This is a genomic window from Streptomyces sp. CB01881, from assembly GCF_002953255.1.
In the GTDB taxonomy this organism is placed as follows: Bacteria; Actinomycetota; Actinomycetes; order Streptomycetales; family Streptomycetaceae; genus Kitasatospora.
Genome location: NZ_CP026498.1, coordinates 7,779,822 through 7,800,917, shown reverse-complemented (window position 1 = coordinate 7,800,917; position 21,096 = coordinate 7,779,822). Strand labels below are relative to the sequence as shown.

The following is a 21,096-nucleotide window of genomic DNA, read 5'->3' as shown; positions in this document are numbered from 1 at the left end:
GGTCAGCTCCCCGATCCGTGGTGGTGCGGGTACCGGCCCGGGCCGTTGGGGTGGTCGGGATCGTGCGGGTCCCCGGGGCTGCCCGGGTCGTAGTACGTCTCGCCCTGCGGCTGCCCCGGCACCCAGGGCTGCCCGCCGTCCTGCTGGTACTGGTCGTAGCCGTACTGCTGGTCCTGCCCGTACTGCTCGTAGCCCGCCTGCTCGTAGCCCGCCTGGCCGCCCTGCTGCGGGTAGGCCTGCTGCTGGTAGCCGTCGGGGCCGTACCCCTGGCCGCCGTAGGGCGCGGCCACCGGCTGCTGGGCGGCGTACGGGTCGTAGCTGTACGGGTCGGCCTGCTGGTAGCCCTGGTACGGGTCGGCGTACGGCTCGCTCTCCTGGGCCGCGGCGGCCGCCCGGACCGCCCCGGCCGGCGGGTCGCCGGCGGGCTGGGCCGGGATCGCGCCCGGCCGGCCCTCGTACACGCCGCCGTCCCCGTCCGGGTCCCCTTCGCCGCCCTCGCGTTCGGCCATCCGGCGGGCGCGGCGGCTGCCGGGGGCGGGCGCCTGCGCCTGGGCGGCGGCGGCCAGCGCGGCGGCGGCGACCACCTCCTCGGGCAGGTCGTCGTCCTTGTGGCTGCGGCGGCCGGGCAGGGCCAGCACCAGGATGGTCAGGCCGAGCAGCAGCTGGGCCCAGATCCAGCCGGTGTGCAGCAGGCCGCCCTCACGGGTGACGACCAGCTTGCCGCCGCCGGCGGGGAGCTTGAAGCCCTGCGCCCAGCCGTCGACGGTGGTGGACTCCAGCGCGGTGCCGTCCAGGGTGGCCTTCCACTCCGGGGCGGCGGCCTCGGCGAGGCGGAGCACCCGGCCGTCGGGGCCGGCCGGGACGGTGGTGTCGAGGTCGCGCTCGCCGGACGGGACCACCACGGGGGTGGCGCCGGGGGCGGTGATCAGGGCGCGGGTCGCCGGGGTGCCGTTGACCTGCCAGAGCGCGGCGGTGCCGTCCTGGTTGGCCTTGACCAGGCCGGGGGTGGTGTCCAGGACCTCCTTGAAGGCGACGACCGCCGGCTGGTCCACCAGCACATAGGCGATGCCGTAGCCGGACAGCGCCCCGGCCTGGTCGGCGCCGGAGCCGGCCAGCAGGCTGCCGACCACCTTGTCCAGGCCCGCGGTGGTGCCCGTCTCCGGGTCGACCGTGGACTCGGCCTGGCCGAGCGTCAGGCCGGCGCCGCGCACCAGGGTGTAGCGGACGGAGCCGCCCTTCGGGTCGCCGGTGACGACGAGGGTGCGGGAGCGGTCGGTGGTGCCGGCCTCCTCGGCGATGAACGCCGGCACCTGGGCGGCCTGCGCCCGGTGCAGCGGGCCGTCGGCGCCGGTGACGGCCCACCAGACGCCGGTGCCCAGCGGGGCGAGCACCGCGGCGGCCACCACCAGGGCGGCGACCGGCTGGCGCCAGCCGAAGGCGATGCCGGCCACGCGGGTGTTGGCGCCGTCGGCGCCGATCGCGGCGGCGGCCAGCAGGGCGATGCCGGCGAGAAGGGAGGCCGGGCCGGCCCAGGCGGGCACGGCCGGGCCGCCGGAGGCGGGGGTCACCGACGTGCCGGCGACCGCGACCGCGAAGACCATGGAGGCCCCGGCGGCGCCCCAGGCGGCGAGCACCGCACGGCGGCGGTCGGCGCGCAGCAGGGCGGCCAGCGCGGCGAGCACCACGCCCGCCGAGAACCAGACCGGCGGCACCCCGGCGCCGCCGGGGTTGACCAGCACCAGGCCGAGCGCGCTGGCTTCGCCGCCGTGCAGACCGGGCAGGCCGGCCTCCAGCAGCAGCCGCTGCGGGTGCGAGAGCACCTGGAGCGACCAGGGCGCGAGCACCAGCACCGGCACCGCGAGGATCACCAGGACGCGCAGCCCGAGCAGGCGCAGCGCCTGCACGCCGGAGCCGAACGCCCCGCCGCGCACCACGGCGGCGGCCAGCATGGCCAGGCAGAGCGGCACGGCCAGCGCCCAGACCAGCGGGACGAAGGCGGTGGCCAGGGTGAGGAGCAGGACGGCCATCCAGACGGGCCGCCAGCCGGGCCGGGCGCCCTTGGCGGCGCTCTCGGCGCGGATGCCGAGGCCTGCGGCGATCGCGGCGGCACGGGCCAGCGGCGGCAGCAGGACGGCCAGCACGGCGGTGCCGATCCGGCCCTGGGCGAGCGCGCCGGTGGCGGCGGGCAGCAGCGCGTAGGTGGCGCTGGCCCAGGCGCGGACCAGCTTGGAGTCGAGCAGCGGCCGGGAGACCAGGTACGAGCTGACGGCGGCGAGCGGCACCGAGAGGACGACCAGCAGGGTGACCGCGAGGTCGGCGTGGTCGAACAGCATCCAGGAGAGCACCGCGAGCACGCCGAGGTACGGCGGCGCCGCGGCGGTGGAGCCGGTGCCGACGGGGTGCCAGGCGTCCGCGTACATCGACCAGAGGCCGTCGGCCCCGCCGGTGGCGGGCAGCAGCGCGCCGCCGAAGAGGTCGCCGGAGCCGAGCAGGCCGCGGCAGGCGGCCAGGGCGAAGACCAGCAGGGCGGCGAAGAGCACCGGTGCCGGGCGCCGGGCCAGCTTCTTGATCAGCGCGAACTGCTCGACGACCAGGTCCTCGTTGTCCTCGTCGCCCGGCCCGGCCTCGACCGAGCCGTGCCGGCCGGCCCCGGAGTCGTCGCCGCCCCCTATGCCGAGGGAGCCGATGACGCCCTCGACGGCGAGGCGCGCGGTGGCGCCGGGCGCGGGGAAGAGCGTCCGGTCGTCGAGCGCGTCGGCGGCCCGCGACCGGGCCCGGCGTTTGCGGGCACCCATCAGCCGCGGCAGCCGGACCAGTTCGTGGCCGAGGCCGGCCAGTTCGTCGAAGGCCTGTTTCGGGTCCTTGCCCAGCAGGTTGGTGACGACCCGCAGCAGGGTGCCGAGCACCAGCCGGAGCAGGACGTAGGGGAAGAGCGCGCCCTTGGAGTTGGCGAGCAGGGTGTAGACGGCGCCGGCCTTGTCCACCCGGTGCGGGTGGGTGGGGCCGCAGTCGATGACGCGGCGCTCGCGGCTGGCCGCCTCGGCGTGGCGCAGCACGGCGTCGGGGGCGACCACGACCCGGTGGCCCGCGGCGTTGACCCGCCAGCAGAAGTCGGTGTCGTCGCGCATCAGCGGCAGCGCCTTGTCGAAGCCGCCGAGCTCCTCGAAGACGTCGCGGCGCACCAGCATGCCGGCGGTGGAGACGGCGAGCACCGGGCGGACCTGGTCGTGCTGGCCCTGGTCCTGCTCGCGGCGGTCCAGGCCGGTCCAGCGGCGGCCGGAGCGGGCGATCGTGACGCCCACTTCGAGCAGCTGGCGGCGGTCGTACCAGCTGCGCAGCTTGGGGCCGACGACGGCGGCGCTGGGCGTGGAGTCGGCGACCTGGAGCAGCCGGCGCAGCGCGTCGGTCTGCGGCTCGCAGTCGTCGTGCAGGAGCCAGAGCCACTCGACGGGCTGGGTCTCGCGGGGGCCGCCGCGGCCGAGGTCGTCCTCGTGGCCGAGCGGGTCGCCGAAGTCGTCCCAGCCGCCGGTGACCGGGTCGTACCCGGAGGGGTCGAGCCGGTAGGGGAGGTCCTCCGGGCGCAGCGGCGGGCTGTTGAAGACGGCCTCGCCGACGGCGGTGCCGAAGCCGGCCCGGCGGCCGAGGACGATCGGGCCGCTCTCCGGGAGCCACTCGGCGAGGGTGTCGGCGAGCAGCTGCGGGGAGTTGTCGGTGGAGCCGGTGTCGACGGCGAGCACCCGCTGGACCTGGCGGTCCTGGCCGAGCAGGCCGGCCAGGGCCTGCGGAAGCCAGCGGGCGCCGTCGTGCGAGACGATCACCGCGGTGACCAGGTGGCGCGGGTAGGCGGGCGGCCTGGCAGCGGTGAAGCCGCTCTGGTGGCTGTAGACGGTCATCGAGTGCGCGGGCCCCAGTTCTCGGTGGACACAGCCGGTGAACGGCAACCGGATGGCGCACCACACTAACGGCTCCGGATGGCGCCTTTGTCCGCGGTGTCCGTGGAGAGGCCGTGCACGGGGAGTACCGGGGAGGCCCCGCACGGGTCCCGGAACACGAAAGCGCCCCACCACCGCGGTGAGGCGCCCGTACAGCTCTGTGGCTGTCGGAGGGTCAGCAGGGTCAGGGGCCGACCCGTCAGACCGCACTCTTCTTGAGCCGACGGCGCTCGCGCTCGGAGAGGCCGCCCCAGATGCCGAACCGCTCGTCGTTGGCGAGGGCGTACTCCAGGCACTCGGAGCGGACCTCACAGGCGAGGCAGACCTTCTTGGCCTCGCGGGTGGAGCCGCCCTTCTCCGGGAAGAAGGACTCGGGGTCGGTCTGGGCGCACAGCGCGCGCTCCTGCCAGCCGAGTTCCTCTTCCTCCTCCTCGATGCCGTCACCGATCAACAGCTCAAAGAGCTCGCTCATGTGGCGCGCCTCCTCTGCCCCTATTTGGCGTCCCCGTGGTTGCCGTTGCCTCGTGCGGCGGACGACACGAGTGAAATTACAGATGCGTCACTCTGGCCCAGTCAAGCCGAGCTCTGGTATTGGGGCCAGGATTCACTCCCCGGCACCAAGCCGTTACGAATAGTCTACATATCCGGACACATCGGACTATCTGCCCGGATGCCGTCGAACCCTTCGCAACCATCCGCCGAGTGACACGCGGTCACCATCACAGGCCGGTCATCGGCCTGCTTTCCCGGCGATCTTCTCATCGAAACATAGAGGGTGATTTATCACCCCATCGGGTACTTCATGACCTAACCCGCCCGAATGCCCCACCTCCGGAGTTGACACCGGCCCCCCGCATGCGGTCTCCTTTCATCCATGTCAGAGTTCGCCAGCACCCGGAGCGGTTCCACGCTCCGCCATGCCGTGAACTCTTGTTGTCGCCTCTGTTCCTGCTGTATCTAGGCGCCCGCAGTCCCACCGCGCGCCGCCCAGGAAGCACAGAGGCCGCCCGCGATTCCCGCCCCAGGACATCCCGGATCCGGCTGATCCCCGACGAACCAGCCGTTATCCGAGGACGACTCGTGCGAATGACCCGCATCCGCAAGCGGAACCGCGACCGCAACAAGCCCGCCCGCCACGGCCTCGCGCCGGCCACCCCTCCCCCCGCGCAGGCCCGCACCGACCACTCCGCGCACCCCGTTCACCCCTGGGCCGACGGCCTGAGCGACGTCTCCATCGCCGGCGACCCGCTCGCCTTCCCGCACCTGGCCCGCACCGACCTGCCCAGCCACCCCACCACCGTCGCCGGCCACGCCCGGCTGGTCCGCGAGATCGCCGCCGACCGGACCCGCTGGGAGCCGCTGGTCCGCTACGACGCGCTCACCCGCTGGTACGCCCGGCTGGAGACCGGCCCCGGCTACGAGGTCTGGCTGCTCAGCTGGCTCCCCGGCCAGAGCAGCGGCTTCCACGACCACGGCACGTCCTCCGGGGTGATGACCGTCGTCCAGGGCGAGCTGATCGAGCGCTCCCTCACGCACGCCGGCGAGGGCGCCCGCACCCTCCGGCCCGGGGGGCAGCGGGTGTTCTCCTCCGGCTACCTGCACGAGGTCGTCAACGGCGCGCTGGAGCCCGCCGTCTCCATCCACCTCTACACGCCGGGCCTGACCGAGATGAACCAGTACGGCGGCGCCGTCATCCCCGAGCAGCACCCGCAGGAGCAGGCCGGGGCCCGCTGACGGCGGGCGGCGGCGACAGTCGGTCGACGGTCGGGCTGACGACCTGTCGGGCCGTGGCAGGATGGGCGCATGCGCATCGTGGCACTGGCAGGCGGGATCGGCGGAGCGCGTTTCCTGCGCGGACTCCGGGAGGCCATCGGTCCGGAGGACGAGATCACCGTCATCGGCAACACCGGTGACGACATCCACCTCTACGGCCTGAAGGTCTGCCCCGACCTCGACACCGTCATGTACACCCTCGGCGGCGGCATCCACGAGGAACAGGGCTGGGGCCGGGCCGACGAGACCTGGTCGATCAAGGCCGAGATGAAGGAGTACGGCGTCGGCCCGGAGTGGTTCGGGCTCGGCGACCGCGACTTCGCCACCCACCTCGTCCGCAGCCAGATGCTCACCGCCGGGTACACCCTCAGCCAGGTCACCGAGGCGCTCTGCGTGCGCTGGAAGCCGGGCGTCCGGCTGCTGCCGATGAGCGACGACCGGGTCGAGACGCACGTCAGGATCACGGACGGGGACGGCACCCGGGCCGTCCACTTCCAGGAGTACTGGGTCCGGCTGCACGCCGCCGTGGACGCCGAGGCGATCATCCCGGTCGGGGCGGACACCGCCAAGCCCGCACCCGGCGTGCTGGAGGCGCTCGCCGCCGCCGACGTGATCCTCTTCCCGCCGTCCAACCCGGTCGTCTCGATCGGCACCATCCTCGCCGTGCCCGGCATCCGGGCCGCCGTCGCCGCCGCCTCCGCGCCCGTGGTCGGGCTCTCCCCGATCATCGGCGGGGCGCCGGTGCGCGGCATGGCCGACAAGGTGCTCGTCGCCGTCGGCGTCGAGGCCACCGCGGAGGCCGTCGCACTGGACTACGGCTCCGAGCTCCTGGACGGCTGGCTGGTGGACACCGCCGACGAGGCCGCGGTCGCCGCCGTCGAGGCCGGCGGGATCGCCTGCCGCGCCGTACCGCTGCTGATGACCGACGTCGCCACCACCGCCGAGATGGCCCGGGCCGCACTGGCGCTCGCCGAGCAGGTCCGCGGATGACCCTGCACGTCCTCCCGGTCGGGGGCCTGCCCGAGATCGACGCCGACGCCGACCTGGCCGGCCTGATCGCCAAGGCCGGCACCTACGAGGACGGCGACATCCTGCTCGTCACCTCGAAGATCGTCAGCAAGGCGGAGGGGCGGCTGCTGCACGCCGCCGACCGCGAGGCCGCGATCGACGCCGAGACCGTCCGGGTGGTCGCCCGGCGCGGCCCGGCCCGGATCGTCGAGAACCGCAACGGGCTGGTGATGGCCGCCGCCGGCGTCGACGCCTCCAACACCACCCCCGGCACCGTGCTGCTGCTGCCCGAGGACCCGGACGCCTCCGCCCGCGCCCTGCGCGCCCGCCTCCAGGAGCTCACCGGCCGCCGGCTCGCCGTCGTCGTCACCGACACCTTCGGCCGGCCCTGGCGCAACGGGCTCACCGACGTCGCCATCGGCGCCGCCGGGCTGCCCGTCCTGGAGGACCACCGGGGCCGCACCGACAGCCACGGCAACGAGCTGACACTGTCCGTCACCGCCACCGCCGACGAGCTCGCCGCCGCCGGCGACCTGGTCAAGGGCAAGGCCACCGGTACCCCCGTCGCCGTGGTCCGCGGCCTCGGCCACCTGGTCACCGCCGAGGACGGCGAAGGCTCCCGGCCGCTGATCCGCGCCGCCGCCGACGACATGTTCCGGCTCGGCACCTCCGAGGCGCTGCGGCAGGCCGTCACCCTGCGGCGCACCATCCGCTCCTTCACCACCGAGCCCGTCGACCCGGGCGCCGTCCGCCGGGCCGTCGCCGCCGCCGTCACCGCGCCCGCCCCGCACCACACCACACCCTGGCGGTTCGTGCTGCTGGAGTCGGCCGCGACCCGCACCCGGCTGCTGGACGCGATGCTCGCCGCCTGGCAGCGCGACCTGCGCGAACTCGACGGCTGGGACGACGCCAGGATCGCCCGCCGGACCGCCCGCGGCGACGTCCTGCGCGACGCGCCGTACCTGGTCGTCCCCTGCCTGGTGATGGACGGCTCGCACGACTACCCCGACGAGCGCCGCGCCACCGCCGAGCGCGAGATGTTCACCGTCGCCATCGGCGCCGCCGTGCAGAACCTGCTGGTAGCCCTCACCGGCGAGGGCTACGGCTCCGCCTGGGTCTCCTCGACCATGTTCTGCCGCGACACCGTCCGCGAGACCCTCGGCCTGCCCGCCGGCTGGGACCCGATGGGCGCCGTCGCGGTCGGCCGCCCGGCCGAACCCCCGCGCGAGCGCCCCGAGCGCGGCGCGGACGCCTTCATCGAGGTGCGGTAGGGCTCACCGCCGGCGGTACGCGCCCCGGCGGTTGCCGACGGTGGCCGCGGGGACGACCGTCACGTCGCCCCGCACCGCGTGGACGGCACGGTGGTCGCCGAGCTCCGTGAGCAGCGAAGCGGCCGTGCACCGGACGGTGTGCACAACGGCGTCGCCCTCCTTCAGCGCCCGCGGTGGTCGTTGGGGGTCAGGCGGGGGCCGTAGCGGGGGGCGTGGGTGCCGGTGGCCGGCAGGAGGCGGCAGAGGCGGTGGCGGTGGGGGCGGTACGGCTCCAGGAGGGCGAGCATCTGGGCGTCGTCGCTGCGGGGCCGGCCGGCCAGGGCCCAGCCGACCAGGTTGGGCAGGTGGTAGTCGCCCACCGAGACCGCGTCCGGGTCGCCGTTGCTGCGCTGGAGGGTCTCGGCGGCCGTCCAGACCCCGATGCCCGGCACCGCCGTGAGCCGGGCGAAGGCCTCGGTGTGGCCCATCGCGGCGGCCTCCTCCAGCCGCGGGGCCAGCCGGACGGCGCGCACGACCGTCGCCGAGCGCTTCGGGTCCACGCCCGCCCGGTGCCACTCCCAGCTGGGGAGCAGCGCCCACTCGCGGGCCGACGGCGACACCCGCATGCCCTCGGCCGGGCCGGGCGCCGGGGTGCCGAAATCGCGCAGCAGCGTCCGCCAGGAGCGGTACGCCTCGTCGGTGGTGACCTTCTGCTCCAGGATCGCGGGCACCAGGGACTCCAGCACCAGCCCCGTCCGGGTGAGCCGCACCCCGGCCGTCCGGCGCTGGGCGTCGCGCAGCGGGCCGGGCGGAAGCAGCAGGCCCGCCGGGTCGTCCTCCGCGCCGAGCAGGACCGGCAGCCGGTCCAGCAGCCACTGCGCGCCCGGACCCCAGGCGCTCGCCTCGACCGTCCCCTCGGCCGGGCGGGCCAGCACGCGCAGGGTGCCGACGCCGGCCGGGGTGCGGGAGGCCCGCCAGACCGCACCGTCACCGGTCGTCCGGTACGCAGGGTCGGCCGGTCCGCGGCGCAGCGGCAGCAGGGTGCGGGCCGCGTCCAGCGGAAAGCCCGGCCGCCAGCGGCGTACCGCCTCGCCCGTCACCGCCGTGCACCTCCTCCGCCTGCCGCCCGCCCCGGCTTCGCCGACCATGGGGGTATGAACGATACGCGGCTGCCGGAGCTGTCCCCCGCGGACGAGGGTGCCGTCCGGGCGCTCTACCACCGGGCGCTGGACGGATGGAACCTGCGGGACGGCGCGGCCTTCGCCGGGCCGTTCGCCGAGGGCGGGGAGGTGATCGGGTTCGACGGCACGCGGCAGTGCGGGCGGTCGGTGATCGCCGCCGAGCTGGGCCAGATCTTCGCGGACCACGTCACGCCCGAGTACGTCGCCAAGGTCCGGCGGGTCCGGGCGCTGGGGCCGGGGGTGGCGCAACTGGACGCCGTCGCGGGGCTGGTGCCGGACGACGGGGAGGACCTCGACCCGGCGCTGAACGCCCTGCAGACGGTGATCGCGGTCAACTCGGGGGCGGGCTGGCGGATCGCGCTGCTGCAGAACACCCCGGCCCGGTACGACCTGCGGCCGGACCTCGCGCAGGAGCTCACCGCGGAGCTTCGGGCGCTGATCGGACGCGGACCGGGGCCTGCGTAGCGGTGGTACGAGGACGAGGTCAGCGCCCCTGGAGGTGGGCGGCCCAGGAGCGGATGTCGCCGAGTCGGCCGTAGAGGCCGGCGCCGGGGCAGTCGGTGCTGAAGGCGTCCCGGTGACCGGAGACGGTGTCGAACGAGACGACCGTGCCCTTCGGGTAGCGGCTCTGCGAGGAGCCGGACGTCAGGTTGGTCGTGCCGTCGGCGTCCTGGCCGGTGAGGCCGAGCTTCCAGGCGGCGATCTTGCTGACGCCGTCGACCAGGGCCTGCTCGGGGCTGTCCGAGGTGAAGGTGCCGAGCGCGGCGACGCCCGAGCTGTCGGTGTTGAAGCCGAGGGTGTGCGCGCCGAACACGGGCTGGTCGACCCCGCCGGCCCGGCCCTCGTAGATGGTGCCGCAGCGGTCGACGAGGAAGTTGTAGCCGATGTCCCGCCAGCCGTTGCTCTGGACGTGGTACTGGTAGATCGCCCGGATCATCTGCGGCGCGTCGCTGCAGGAGTAGTCGGTGGCGGTGGCGGTGTGGTGGACGAAGACCGCCCGGACCGGCCCGGTGTAGACGAAGCCCGGGTCGCGCAGGGACTCGTCGGCGCCCCAGCCCGCCCGGGTGACGATGCCCGGCCGCGGTGCCTCGTGGTCGGCCCGCCGGCCGGGTGACGCGCCGGCCGCAAGGGTGCGCGGGACGTTGGGTGCGGCGGTGGCGCCGCGACCGGGGTCGACCAGCTCGGCCCGGAGCCCGGAGGGCAGTCCGCGCGGACCGGGGGTGACCTCGATCGCCACGCCGTCGCTGGGACCGGTCCAGAGCGGCGCCGAGGCGCCCCGCGCACCGCCCCGGCCGTCCCGCTCGTCGGGCGCGTCCTCGCCGTCGACGTCCAGGCTGCGCCAGTCGCTCCAGGCACCGGTGGCGATGTTGCGGGTGCGGACCCGGACCGAACCGCCGTCCAGCGAGCCCCGTGGGTCGTCCCAGCTGACCCCGAGGAGTGAGAAGGGTCTGGTGGCGCGCGGCGTGAAGCCGTGCTCGGTGTGGCCCAGCGGCAGGGTCGTCACCGATCCGTCACCGGCCGAGGTGCGCCGGGTCGGTGCCGGGTCGGCGACGGCGCCGACGGCCAGTGGCTGGAAGAACAGGACGGCGGCGCAGCCCGCGGCGGCACCGGCAAGGAGTGAGATACGCATAAAAGGGATATTGCAGACAAACCGCTTCTGACGCCACGCCAGCTCACCCCCCGTCCGACACCCCTCCCGGTCGTCCACCCGAAGGCCGTAGGCTGGGGCGCACCATGACTGCGCCTTTCGCTGCCGATGCCCGAACCCCCGTCGAGCTGCTGCACGCATACCTGCGAGGTGGCACTCCCTCAGTCGACCCCGCGGCCCCGCTGGTCACGTTCTACGACGACGCCACCGGCGAACGGGTGGAGCTCTCCGCCCGGACCTTCGACAACTGGGTGGCCAAGACCGCCAACCTCCTCCAGGACGAGCTGAACGCCGGCCCGGGCGACCGCGCCGCGCTGCTGCTGCCCGCCCACTGGCAGAGCGCCGTCTGGCTGCTGGCCTGCTGGTCGGTCGGGGTGACGGCGGTCCCCGCCGGCGAGCCCGGCGACGCCGACCTGGTGGTCAGCGGCCCGGACGGCCTGGAGGCCGCCCAGGCGTGCGAGGGCGAGCGGGTGGCCCTCGCGCTGCGCCCGCTCGGCGGCCGCTTCCCGCAGCGCCCGGACGGCTTCCTGGACTACGCCGCCGAGGTGCCCGGCCAGGGTGACCGGTTCGCCCCGTACTCCCCCGTCACGCCGGACGCACCCGCGCTGGAGACCCTCGTGGACGGCCTGCCGCTGAAGCTGACCGGCGACCAGACCGTGCAGCTGGCCCGGGAGGGCGCGGCCCGGCTCGGCCTCAAGGCCGGCGACCGGGTGCTCTCCACCCTCTCGTACGACGACTGGACGGGCCTGGAGGCCGGCCTGCTGGCACCGCTCGCCGCCGGCGCCTCGGTGGTGCTCTGCCGCAACTCGGAGGGCCTCGGCGACGCGCAGTGGGAGAAGCGGACCGAATCCGAACGGGTGACACTGCGCCTCGGGTAACTCCCGCCTCCGGTCCGGCGGGTAGGGATGCCTGCCATGGCCGAGGACGACACCGAGCACCCCCCGACCGACACCCCCCCTCCCCGGAACGCCTCCGCGGCCCCGGACACCCCGACCGCACCCGGACGACGGCGCCGGCGGTGGCTGATGATCACCGCCGGCGTCCTCGCCTTCCTGCTGGTCGCCTGCGGCGCCCTGCTCTGGATCGCCTACCGCAAGCTCGACGGGAACATCCAGACCGACTCCGCCACCGACCGGCTGCTGGCCCGGCTGGAGGCCGACCGGCCCAGCCGCACCGCCGGGGCCAAGGGCGCCGAGAACATCCTGCTGATCGGCAGTGACGACCGCACCGGTGCCAACGCCTCGTACGGCGAGGCCGGCGGCCAGCGCTCGGACACCACGATCCTGCTGCACGTGGCGGCGGACCGGCGGCACGCGACGGCGGTCTCCATCCCCCGCGACGTCATGGTCACCGTCCCGGCCTGCGAGAAGCCGGACGGCACCCGGAGCCGCCCCGCACTGCTCCAGTTCAACGCCGCGTTCGAGAGCGGCGGCCCGGCCTGCTCGATCCGGACCGTCGAACAGCTCAGCGGCATCCGGATCGACCACTACGTGATCCTCGACTTCACCGGGTTCAAGGCCATGGTCGACGCCGTCGGCGGGGTCGAGGTGTGCGCGCCGCAGGCGATCCACGACAAGGACGCCAAGCTGGACCTCCCGGCCGGGCGGCAGACCCTCCACGGCGAGCAGGCGCTCGGCTACGTCCGGGCCCGGGAGACCCTCGGCGACGGCAGCGACACCCAGCGGATGGGCCGTCAGCAGCAGTTCCTGGCCGCACTGATCCGCAAGGTGCAGTCGCAGGGCGTCCTGCTCAACCCGGCCCGGCTCTGGCCGGTGCTGGACGCCGCGACCTCCTCGGTCAAGGCCGACGCCGGGCTCTCCTCGCTGGGCGCGCTCTACGACCTCACCCAGGACCTGCGCGGCATCCCCTCCGCCGACGTGGTGTTCCTGACCGCGCCGCGCCGCCCGTACCGCTTCGACTCGGACCGGGACGAGTTCGTGCAGCCGCAGACCACGCAGCTGTTCACGGCCCTGCGCGACGACCGTCCGGTCACCGTCCGCCCGCCGGGGTCGGCCGCCCCGACCACGGCGGCGGGGGCGGGGGTGACCGCGTCCCCCACCGCCGGTTCGGACCTGGCCACCGCCGCCGGGCAGACCCCCACGACGGGCCGGACCTCCACCCCGGCCCAGACGCCCTCGGCGGCGGGCCAGACCCCCTCGGCGAGCCGGAGCGCCGGGGCGTCGCCCTCCGCCACCGCGCCGCCCTCCTTCGAGGGGCGCACCGCCGACGCGGATGCCTGCGCTATGCATTGACCGTTCGCCGGGTCACCCTTTTGTGTACGGATCATGATCTTGCCAGGCATTCCCGGGGAATTCCCAGACCCCCGATTACCTGGGGAATTGCGGTTCCCGGACATGGCGGAGATCACATCAGGAACAATTCCCCCACGCGGCTCGTCTAGTGTGTCCGGGTCGGCGCGCGGCATGCGCACCGGCCCGTGCAGACCGGTCGGAGGGAGGGAGCCCCCGTGCAGCAGGACAGCCAGGAGGTCGACCCCGCCGACCAGTGGGTGCTCGACCCGGACACGGGGCAGTACCGGCTCGACCCGGACACGGGCGTCCCCGGGCAGCGCCGCCGGACGGCCTCCCGCGAGCCCGGCCCCGCGGCGGACGCCACGGCGGACGCCGCTCCCGGGCCCGGCCACTCCGGCGGCCGGGGCCACCGCCGCAAGGGCCAGGCCCGGCGCAACCGGCGGCGCCGGGTACTGAAGTGGACGGCCGGGGTCGGCGCGCTGGTCCTGGTGGCCGGCTGCGGCGGCGCGTACTACGCGTACGAGCACTTCAACAACAACATCACCGCCGTCAAGGTGCAGCTGGGCAGCGAGGAGGAGCGGCCCAAGCCGGCCGGGGACGCGCTGAACATCCTGGTGATCGGCACCGACAGCCGGGAGGGCCTGGGCCGCGAGTACGGCGACGAGGGCAGCACCGGGCACGCCGACACCACGCTGCTCTTCCACGTCGCCAAGGACCGCAGCAATGCGACCGTGGTCAGCCTTCCGCGCGATCTGATGGTGCCGATCCCGGACTGCGAGACCAATACCGGGAAGAAGATCCCCGGCTCGTCGCGGGCGATGTTCAACGAGAGCCTCGGCCAGGAGGGCCGTGACCCGGGCTGCACCTGGAAGACCGTCGAGAAACTGACGGGCATCCGGGTCGACCATTTCGTCATGGTCAACTTCGACGCCGTGAAGACGCTCTCCACCGCCGTCGGCGGGGTCGAGGTGTGTGCGGCCAAGGACATCAACGACCCGGACTCGCACCTGAAGATGACCAAGGGCCGGCACGTGGTGCAGGGCGACGAGGCGCTGGCCTTCGTCCGCACCCGGCACGCCGTCGGCCTGGGCGGCGACCTCACCCGCATCCCGCTCCAGCAGCAGTTCATCAGCTCGATGATCCGCTCGGTCAAGAGCAGCGACACCCTGACCAGCCCGACCAAGCTGTGGAAGCTCGCCGACGCCGCCACCAAGGCGCTCACCGTGGACTCCGGCATCGGCAGCGTCGACAAGCTGAAGGACCTCGCGCTGGACGTCAGCAAGGTCGACACCAAGAACATCACCTTCACCACCGTGCCGGTACTGGACGACCCGAAGGACAACGACCGGCTGGTGCTGAAGCAGCCGGACGCCGGGCAGGTGTTCTCACTGGTCGCCAACGACCGCTCGCTGACCGAGACGGCCGCCCCGGCCGACCCGGCCGCCCCCTCGGCCCCCGCCACCCCCGGGACCACCGCCCCGGCCGCCGCCGCGCCCTCGCCCACGGCCACCACCCCCGCGGTGGACACCAAGGACGTCCGGGTGACGGTGCACAACGGCAGCGGGACACCCGGGCAGGCGCAGCAGGCCGTCGACAAGCTCCGGGCAAAGGGCTTCGCGAAGGCCGCGACCGCCGCCAACGCGCCGGCCGCGCCCGCCACTTCGATCACCTACCCGGCCGGGAAGTCCGCCGAGGCGGCCGCGCTGGCCGCAGCCCTCGGCCTGCCGGCCGACGCGGCCAAGGAGGACCCGAAGGCGGGTGCCAGGGACGGGCTCGTCCTGCTGCTGGGCAAGGACGCGCCGGCGGCGCCGGCCACCCCTGGCGCCGCGCCGACCGAGGCCCCCAAGGACCTCCAGCGGGTCCAGGCGGACGACACCGACGTCTGCGCGAAGTAGCCGCTGAAGAGACGGCCCGCCCGATCGGCCGCTAGATCAGCCGCTGGAGAAGGGTGAGGGTGCCGTCGGCCTCGCGGTACTCCTCGCCGGTGCGCGGGCAGCGCCAGCGGTCCGGGCCGTCCGGCTCCAACGGCTCACCGGCCCGGCCGACCCACTTGATCCGGCGGGCCGGGACGCCGGCCACCAGGGCGAAGTCCGGGACGTCCCGGTGCACCACGGCGCCTGCGGCGACCAGCGCCCAGCGGCCGACCGTCACCCCGGCGACCAGGACGGCGCGGCCGCCGACCGAGCAGCCCTCGCGGAGGGTCACCCCGCGGGCGTGCCAGTCGTCGCCGCGCTTGAGCTTCCCGTCGACGTCGACCGAGCGCGGGTAGAGGTCGTTGGTGAGCACCGCCGCCGGGCCGACGAACACGCCGTCCTCGACCACCGCCGGCTCGTACACCAGGGCGTGGTTCTGCAGCTTGACCCGGTCGCCGATCCGCACGCCCGGGCCGACGTAGGCGCCGCGCCCGATGATGCAGTCCGCGCCGATCACGGCGTCCTCGCGCACCTGGGCGAGGTGCCAGACCGTCGTCCCGGCACCGAGCACCGCCCGGTCGTCCACGTCCGCGCTCGGCTCGATCCGGGCACCGGCGGCGGCCCCGCCCTCGACTGTCCCCATGGCGCCCGACGATAGCGCCGGCGCAGGGGGCGGGAGGGCGGGTCCGCGGGATTGGCCGGACCGGGCCCCGCGGGCTCCGGTCAGCCCGCCTTGGCCACCACGTCGGTACTGGACGGGGCCCGGCTGCCGATCACCCGGCGGGCCAGCGAGCGCGGCGAGGTGAGGAAGCCGAAGCCCCAGCTGAGGTGCATGGTCGCGAAGGCCACCGGCAGCAGCGCCTTGGCCTTCGGCGAGAGGCCGCGGCCCTCGGACAGCGCGCCGCCGAGGATGCCCAGCAGGTAGGCGCCGGGCACCGCGAGGAAGGCCGGGTGGACGGCCACGCCGAGCAGCAGCCCGAGCGTGACGCCGAGGAACGCGGCCGGCGGGGCGAGGTAGCGGAGGTTGACCGAGCCCCTGTGGTACCGGGTGACCACCCGGCGCCAGCGCCCGTAGTCCTTGTACTGCTTGGCCAGCGCCCGCACGGTGGGGCGCGGCCGGTAGGTGACCCGCAGCTGCGGGGTGAACCAGACCAGCCCGCCGTCCTGGCGGATGCGGTAGTTCAGCTCCCAGTCCTGGGCGCGGACGAACTCCTCGTTGTAGCCGCCGAGCTTCTCCAGCACCTCGCGCCGGAACACCCCGAGGTAGACGGTGTCCGCCGGGCCGGCCAGGCCGCCGGTGTGGAAGGCCGCGTTGCCGACGCCGATCTTGGAGGTCATCGCGGCGGCGACCGCGTTCTCCCACTCGGTCTCGCCCTCGGCGTGCATGATGCCGCCGACGTTGGCGGCCTCCATGTCGCCCAGCAGCCGGACCGCCGTGGTGATGTAGCCGGGGGTCAGCAGGCCGTGTCCGTCGACGCGGACCACTATCGGGTGGCTGGAGCCCCGGATCGCCGCGTTCAGCCCTGCGGGGGTGCGACCGGTGGGGTTCTCCACCGTGCGGACCCGCGGGTCCTCCGCGGTCAGCTCGGCGGCGATCTGCGCAGTGCGGTCGGAGGACGGGCCGAGGGCGATCACCACCTCCATCGGCCCGGCGTAGTCCTGTTCCAGGATGTGCCGGACGGCCGTACGCAGGTGTCGTTCCTCGTTGAGCACCGGCATGATCACGGAGACCGCCGGCAGCTCCTCAGCAGCCTTGGTGTTCATCGGGGCCAACCGTACCGGTGCCGAAGGGTCGCCGTCTTGTCCCGGTTCGGGTACCTCCGCACACCCTTCACCGGAGGAACGTTTCATCGCCCAGGCTCACCGTACCCCCAGCCCACGGCGCGCCCTCACCCGGCCCGGAGCGGGCCGCCCCTACCATCCGAGAGATGCCCGTCTCCCCCCTCCACGCCCAGCCCGGCCGACGCCGCGCCTGGCCCCGCCGACTGGCCGCGGGCATCGCCTTCGGCGTCCTCGCCACCTCCTGCGGCGGCTGGGCGGTGCTGCACGGCCTCGGCTCGATCGACCGGGTGGACGCCTTCAGCGGCGACCAGGCCCGGCCCACCGACGACGGCTCCACCACCTTCCTGGTGGTCGGCACCGACGAGAGGGACGGCATCCCGGAGAAGACGCTCAAGGAGGTGCTGCACGCCGGGGGCGAGTCCTGCCACTGCACCGACACCATGATGATCGTCCAGCTCACCGGGGACGGCGCCCGGGCCGACGTGGTCAGCATCCCGCGCGACTCCTACGTGGACATCCCCGCCCACCGCGACCAGGCCACCCGCAAGGAGGTCCCGGCCGGCAAGGGCAAGATCAACGCCGCGTACGGGATGGGCGGGCCGCAGCTGACCGTCGCCACCGTGGAGCAGAACACCGGCCTGCGGATCGACCACTACGTCCAGGTCGACTTCGCCGGGTTCGTCTCCGCCGTGGACGCCGTCGGCGGGGTGCGGGTGTGCACCGCCAAGCCGCTCAAGGACGAGTACTCCGGCCTCGACCTGCCGGCCGGCACCAACACCCTGGACGGCGCCGGGGCGCTCAAGTACGTCCGCGCCCGGCACGTGGACGCCAGCTCCGACCTGGGGCGGATGCACCGGCAGCAGAAGCTGGTCGCCCAGCTGCTGCACCAGCTCGCCGACGACGGCACCCTGCTCAACCCGGTCCGGCTGGCCCGGGTCACGGACAGCCTGCTCGGCTCGGTCAAGGCCGACAAGGACCTCACCGCGGACGAGCTGATCACCCTAGCCACCCGGCTGAAGGACCTGTCGGGGGGCCGGGCCGACTTCGCGACCGTCCCGCTGGCGCAGCTGGACCACCAGGTGAGCGGATGGGGCTCGACGGTGCTCTGGGACCAGGCCGGCGCCCGGGCCCTGTTCGACGCGGTACGGGCCGGCCAGCCACTGGAGGGCGTGACGGCGGGCGCGTCCCCGGCGGCCCCGGCGGCGGGCGCGGCTGCGGCTGCGGGTGGGGCCGCGGGTGGGGCCGCGGCGCCCACGGTGGCCCCGGAACAGGTGCACGTCCAGGTGTTCAACGCGGCCGGGACCACCGGGCTCGGCGCCCGCGTCGACGGGGACCTGCGGCGGGCCGGGTTCGCCACCACCGGCGCACCGTCCAACGCCCCGGCGGGTACGGCGTCCGGCCGGACGGTGGTCCGGTACGACCCGCGCTGGGCCGAGTCGGCGCGGACGCTGGCGGCCGCCCTGCCGGGCGCGGAGCCGGTGACCGTTCCGGGGCTCGGGTCCACGTTGCAGGTGTTCGCGGGCACGGACTACCCGGCTGCGGCGGGCCCGTCGACGGGCGCTCCGGGCGCCCCGGCGGGCACCGGCCCGTCCGCCACGCCTGCGCCCCCGCCCCCGCCCCCGCCGGCACCGACCGCGCCGTCGGCGGCGGCCTCCTCGGCGGCCGGGAAGACGGCGGACGTCGTCTGCCCGTAGCCGCACGCCCGGGCCGGGTACGCGGCAGGGGCCGGGTGCTGTCGCGCACCCGGCCCCTGCCGTCCCCCGGTCCCCCGATCCGGGGGCTCAGTCCGTCGCGATCGCCGCGAGGACGTTCATCCGGCCGGCCCGGAAGGCCGGGACGAGGGCGGCCAGCAGGCCGATGACCACCGCGGCGATCAGCGTGCCGATGATCGTGCCGGTCGGGACGGCCAGCGACTCCAGCCCGTTCTCCTTCAGGACCTGCTGGGCGGTGATGCCCCAGGCCAGGCCGAGGCCGGTGCCGAGGACCGCGCCGAACAGGGCGATCACCACGGACTCCAGCCGGATCATCCGGCGCAGCTGGCGCCGGGAGATCCCGATCGCCCGCAGCAGGCCGATCTCGCGGGTCCGCTCGACCACCGAGAGCGCCAGGGTGTTGACCACGCCGAGCACCGCGACCACGATCGCCACGCCGAGCAGGCCGTAGATCAGGTAGAGCAGGGTGTTGATCTGGCTCTGGACGATCTCCTTGTAGCCGGCCTTGTCCACGACCTGGACCTGCGGGTACTCCTTGACCGCGTCCTGCACGGCGGTGAGCGTCTTCGCGACGTCCGCCCCCGGGGCCGCCTTGGCGTACAGCTGCCCGGTCGTCGGCTGCTCGGCCGCCGGGACGGCCTTGGCGACGGTGTCGATCCCGATGAAGGAGGCGCCGTTGAAGAGCGAGTTGCCCTTCCCGATGATCATGCCGACCGGCACCGACTGGGTGTGGCCCTTGCCGTAGTCGATCTTGACGGTGTCGCCGACCTTGACGTTGTGGTCCTTGGCGAAGTCCTGACCGACCGCCAGCCCGCCCTGCTTGAGGAAGTCGGGGCCGCCGGATGCGGCCGGCAGCGAGAAGTCGTCGGTGAAGGTGCCGGAGACCGCCGCGATCCCCTTGGTGCCGGCACCGTCCGCCGTCACGATGGCCGCACCGCTCAGGTACTTCTCCTCGGTGACGTGCGCCAGGCCGGGGGCCGCCTTGACGGCGGCGATGATCTCCGGGCTGAGGCCCGTGCGGCCGCCGTCGACCGTGTAGTCGGCGCCGACGTTCTTGTCGATCTGCGCGTTGGTCGACTTGGTCGCCGAGTTGGTGAACACCGAGGCGCCGATCACCAGCGCGAGACCGATCATCAGCGCGGCGGCGGTGGCACCCGTGCGGCGCGGGTTGCGGGCCGCGTTGCGCTGGGCGAGCTTGCCGGACGGGCCGAACAGGGCCGGGAGCAGCGCACCGAGCACGCGGACCACGGTGGTGGCCAGCAGCGGGCCGAGCACCACGAAGCCGACCAGGCTGAGCAGCACGCCGAGACCGAGGAGCTTGCCGCCGGTACCGGCCTTGTCGGCGCCGGCGGCCAGCACCAGGAGGCCGGCACCGCCCGCGGTCAGCACCAGGCCGACGATCGTGCGGACGATGTTGGAGCGCCCCTCGGCCGGGGTGCCGTGGTCGCGCAGGGCCGCGATCGGGGCGATCCGGCTGGCCCGGCGGGCCGGGATCCAGGCGGCCGCCACGGTGACCAGGATGCCGACCGAGTAGGCGGCGACCGGCACGTTCAGCCCGATCTGGAGGTCTCCGGCGTTGAGGTTCATCCCGACGGCGTTCATCAGCTTGATCAGGCCGACCGCCAGGCCGACGCCCGCCCCGATGCCGAGCGTCGAACCGAGGACGCCGAGGATCAGTGCCTCGACCAGCACCGAGCGGTTCACCTGGCTGCGGCTGCCGCCGATGGCGCGCAGCAGCCCGATCTCGCGGGTGCGCTGGGCGACCAGCATCGAGAAGGTGTTGATGATCAGGAAGCCGCCGACCAGCAGCGATATGCCGCCGAAGCCGAGCATCGCGTACTTCATGAAGTCGAGCCCGGCACCGACGCTCTTGTCGTTCTCCTCCTTCTGCTCGGCGGCCGTCTTGGCCTGGTAGCCGCCGCCCAGCTTGCCGAGCAGGTCGGCCTTGAGCTGGTCGTTGCCGCGGCTGCCGTCGCCGAACGCCTCGACCGAGGTGAAGGCGGTCTCGCCCAGCAGCACCTGCTGGGCGGTGGCGGTGTCCAGGAAGGCCAGCGCCGCGCCCGGGTTGGTGGTCTTGAAGGAGGCGATGCCCACGATGGTGAAGTCGTGCTTGCCGTCCGCGGTGATCACCCGCAGCCCGGCGCCGAGGCCGAGCTTGGACTTCTTCACGGTGTCGGCGTCGAGCACCACGTCGCCCGGGCCCTGCGGCACGTGGCCGGAGGTGATCTCCACCGCGTTGCGCGGGGTGTCCGTCCAGTTGCCGGTCAGGGTGGGGGCGCCGCTGGTCGGGCCGACCACCTTGTTGGTGGCCGGGTTGACCAGGGTCGCGTTGGCGACCATCACCTGGCCGACGGCCGTCTTCACACCGGCGGTCGCGGCCACCTTCTGCGCGGTGTCCGCCGGCAGCGTCGGGGTCTTGTCGCGCTGGTCGTCGTCGCCGTTGTCCGGCTTGGGCGGCTGGACGGAGAGGTCGGAGGCCGTGGCGGCGAAGAGCTTGTCGAAGGTGCTGGTGGCGGTGTTGGAGAACACCAGGGTGCCGGACACGAACGCGACCGACAGCACGACCGCGATCAGGGAGAGCACCATCCGCCCCTTGTGGGCGAAGAAGGTCCTCAGTGACGTCTTGAGCAGCATGGTCCTGTGCC

General features: G+C 74.4%; 16 protein-coding genes. 8 read left to right on the top strand and 8 right to left on the bottom strand.

Annotated features, from left to right (window positions below; all coding sequences use genetic code 11):
- Positions 1–2 precede the first annotated feature (2 nt).
- Entirely contained in the window at positions 3–3,959 is a 3,957-nt protein-coding gene (locus C2142_RS24115; RefSeq protein ID WP_241002748.1) for a glycosyltransferase family 2 protein, read from the bottom strand.
- A 172-nt stretch (positions 3,960–4,131) separates the two neighbouring features.
- On the bottom strand, positions 4,132–4,404 hold the full coding sequence (locus tag C2142_RS24110; protein WP_148644569.1) for a WhiB family transcriptional regulator: 273 nt from the start codon (positions 4,402–4,404) through the stop codon (positions 4,132–4,134).
- A 614-nt stretch (positions 4,405–5,018) separates the two neighbouring features.
- On the opposite strand from C2142_RS24110, the gene C2142_RS24105 reads away from it, so the two are divergent.
- The 3 genes from C2142_RS24105 to C2142_RS24095 all read left to right on the top strand — a co-directional run bounded on the left by C2142_RS24105 (position 5,019) and on the right by C2142_RS24095 (position 7,984).
- The gene (locus tag C2142_RS24105; protein WP_148644568.1) at positions 5,019–5,666 is read left to right on the top strand and encodes a cysteine dioxygenase family protein; all 648 of its coding nucleotides are present in this window, start codon (positions 5,019–5,021) and stop codon (positions 5,664–5,666) included.
- A 69-nt stretch (positions 5,667–5,735) separates the two neighbouring features.
- Positions 5,736–6,695 (top strand): 2-phospho-L-lactate transferase, encoded by a 960-nt coding sequence (gene cofD / locus C2142_RS24100; RefSeq protein ID WP_148644567.1) that lies wholly within the window; start codon positions 5,736–5,738, stop codon positions 6,693–6,695.
- Positions 6,692–7,984, top strand: coding sequence for a coenzyme F420-0:L-glutamate ligase (locus C2142_RS24095; RefSeq protein WP_148644566.1), 1,293 nt, complete (start codon positions 6,692–6,694; stop codon positions 7,982–7,984). The genes cofD and C2142_RS24095 overlap by 4 nt, the downstream gene beginning before the upstream one ends.
- A 3-nt stretch (positions 7,985–7,987) precedes the next feature.
- On the opposite strand, the gene C2142_RS24090 is transcribed toward C2142_RS24095, so the two are convergent.
- Both C2142_RS24090 and C2142_RS24085 read right to left on the bottom strand, forming a co-directional pair.
- Positions 7,988–8,128, bottom strand: a complete 141-nt coding sequence (locus C2142_RS24090; RefSeq protein ID WP_153882813.1) for a hypothetical protein — start codon at positions 8,126–8,128, stop codon at positions 7,988–7,990.
- Between the two features lie 17 nt (positions 8,129–8,145).
- Entirely contained in the window at positions 8,146–9,063 is a 918-nt protein-coding gene (locus C2142_RS24085) for a DNA-3-methyladenine glycosylase (RefSeq protein ID WP_148644565.1), read from the bottom strand.
- A 54-nt stretch (positions 9,064–9,117) separates the two neighbouring features.
- Between C2142_RS24085 and C2142_RS24080 the strand changes: the two genes are divergently transcribed.
- Entirely contained in the window at positions 9,118–9,609 is a 492-nt protein-coding gene (locus tag C2142_RS24080; RefSeq protein WP_148644564.1) for an SgcJ/EcaC family oxidoreductase, read from the top strand.
- Positions 9,610–9,628: 19 nt separating this feature from the next.
- Here C2142_RS24080 and C2142_RS24075 read toward each other — a convergent pair whose 3' ends face one another.
- Positions 9,629–10,774, bottom strand: coding sequence for an N-acetylmuramoyl-L-alanine amidase (locus tag C2142_RS24075; RefSeq protein ID WP_148644563.1), 1,146 nt, complete (start codon positions 10,772–10,774; stop codon positions 9,629–9,631).
- 104 nt (positions 10,775–10,878) lie between these two features.
- Between C2142_RS24075 and C2142_RS24070 the strand changes: the two genes are divergently transcribed.
- The 3 genes from C2142_RS24070 to C2142_RS24060 all read left to right on the top strand — a co-directional run bounded on the left by C2142_RS24070 (position 10,879) and on the right by C2142_RS24060 (position 14,939).
- Positions 10,879–11,670: a TIGR03089 family protein gene (locus C2142_RS24070; protein ID WP_148644562.1), complete on the top strand. Its 792-nt coding sequence runs from the start codon at positions 10,879–10,881 to the stop codon at positions 11,668–11,670.
- Between the two features lie 147 nt (positions 11,671–11,817).
- Positions 11,818–13,044 carry an LCP family protein gene (locus C2142_RS24065; RefSeq protein WP_241003261.1) on the top strand — a complete coding sequence of 409 codons (1,227 nt, stop codon included), beginning with the start codon at positions 11,818–11,820 and terminating at the stop codon, positions 13,042–13,044.
- 215 nt (positions 13,045–13,259) lie between these two features.
- Complete coding sequence (locus tag C2142_RS24060) at positions 13,260–14,939, top strand: LCP family protein (protein ID WP_148644560.1); 1,680 nt, start codon at positions 13,260–13,262, stop codon at positions 14,937–14,939.
- A 31-nt stretch (positions 14,940–14,970) separates the two neighbouring features.
- Here C2142_RS24060 and C2142_RS24055 read toward each other — a convergent pair whose 3' ends face one another.
- Both C2142_RS24055 and C2142_RS24050 read right to left on the bottom strand, forming a co-directional pair.
- Positions 14,971–15,600, bottom strand: coding sequence for an acyltransferase (locus tag C2142_RS24055; RefSeq protein WP_148644559.1), 630 nt, complete (start codon positions 15,598–15,600; stop codon positions 14,971–14,973).
- Between the two features lie 80 nt (positions 15,601–15,680).
- Entirely contained in the window at positions 15,681–16,721 is a 1,041-nt protein-coding gene (locus C2142_RS24050; protein ID WP_148644558.1) for a glycosyltransferase family 2 protein, read from the bottom strand.
- A gap of 164 nt (positions 16,722–16,885) precedes the next feature.
- Here C2142_RS24050 and C2142_RS24045 point away from each other — a divergent pair, with 164 nt between their 5' ends.
- Positions 16,886–18,433 carry an LCP family protein gene (locus C2142_RS24045; RefSeq protein WP_148644557.1) on the top strand — a complete coding sequence of 516 codons (1,548 nt, stop codon included), beginning with the start codon at positions 16,886–16,888 and terminating at the stop codon, positions 18,431–18,433.
- An 87-nt stretch (positions 18,434–18,520) separates the two neighbouring features.
- Here C2142_RS24045 and C2142_RS24040 read toward each other — a convergent pair whose 3' ends face one another.
- Complete coding sequence (locus C2142_RS24040) at positions 18,521–21,085, bottom strand: ABC transporter permease (protein ID WP_148644556.1); 2,565 nt, start codon at positions 21,083–21,085, stop codon at positions 18,521–18,523.
- Between the last annotated feature and the right edge of the window lie 11 nt (positions 21,086–21,096).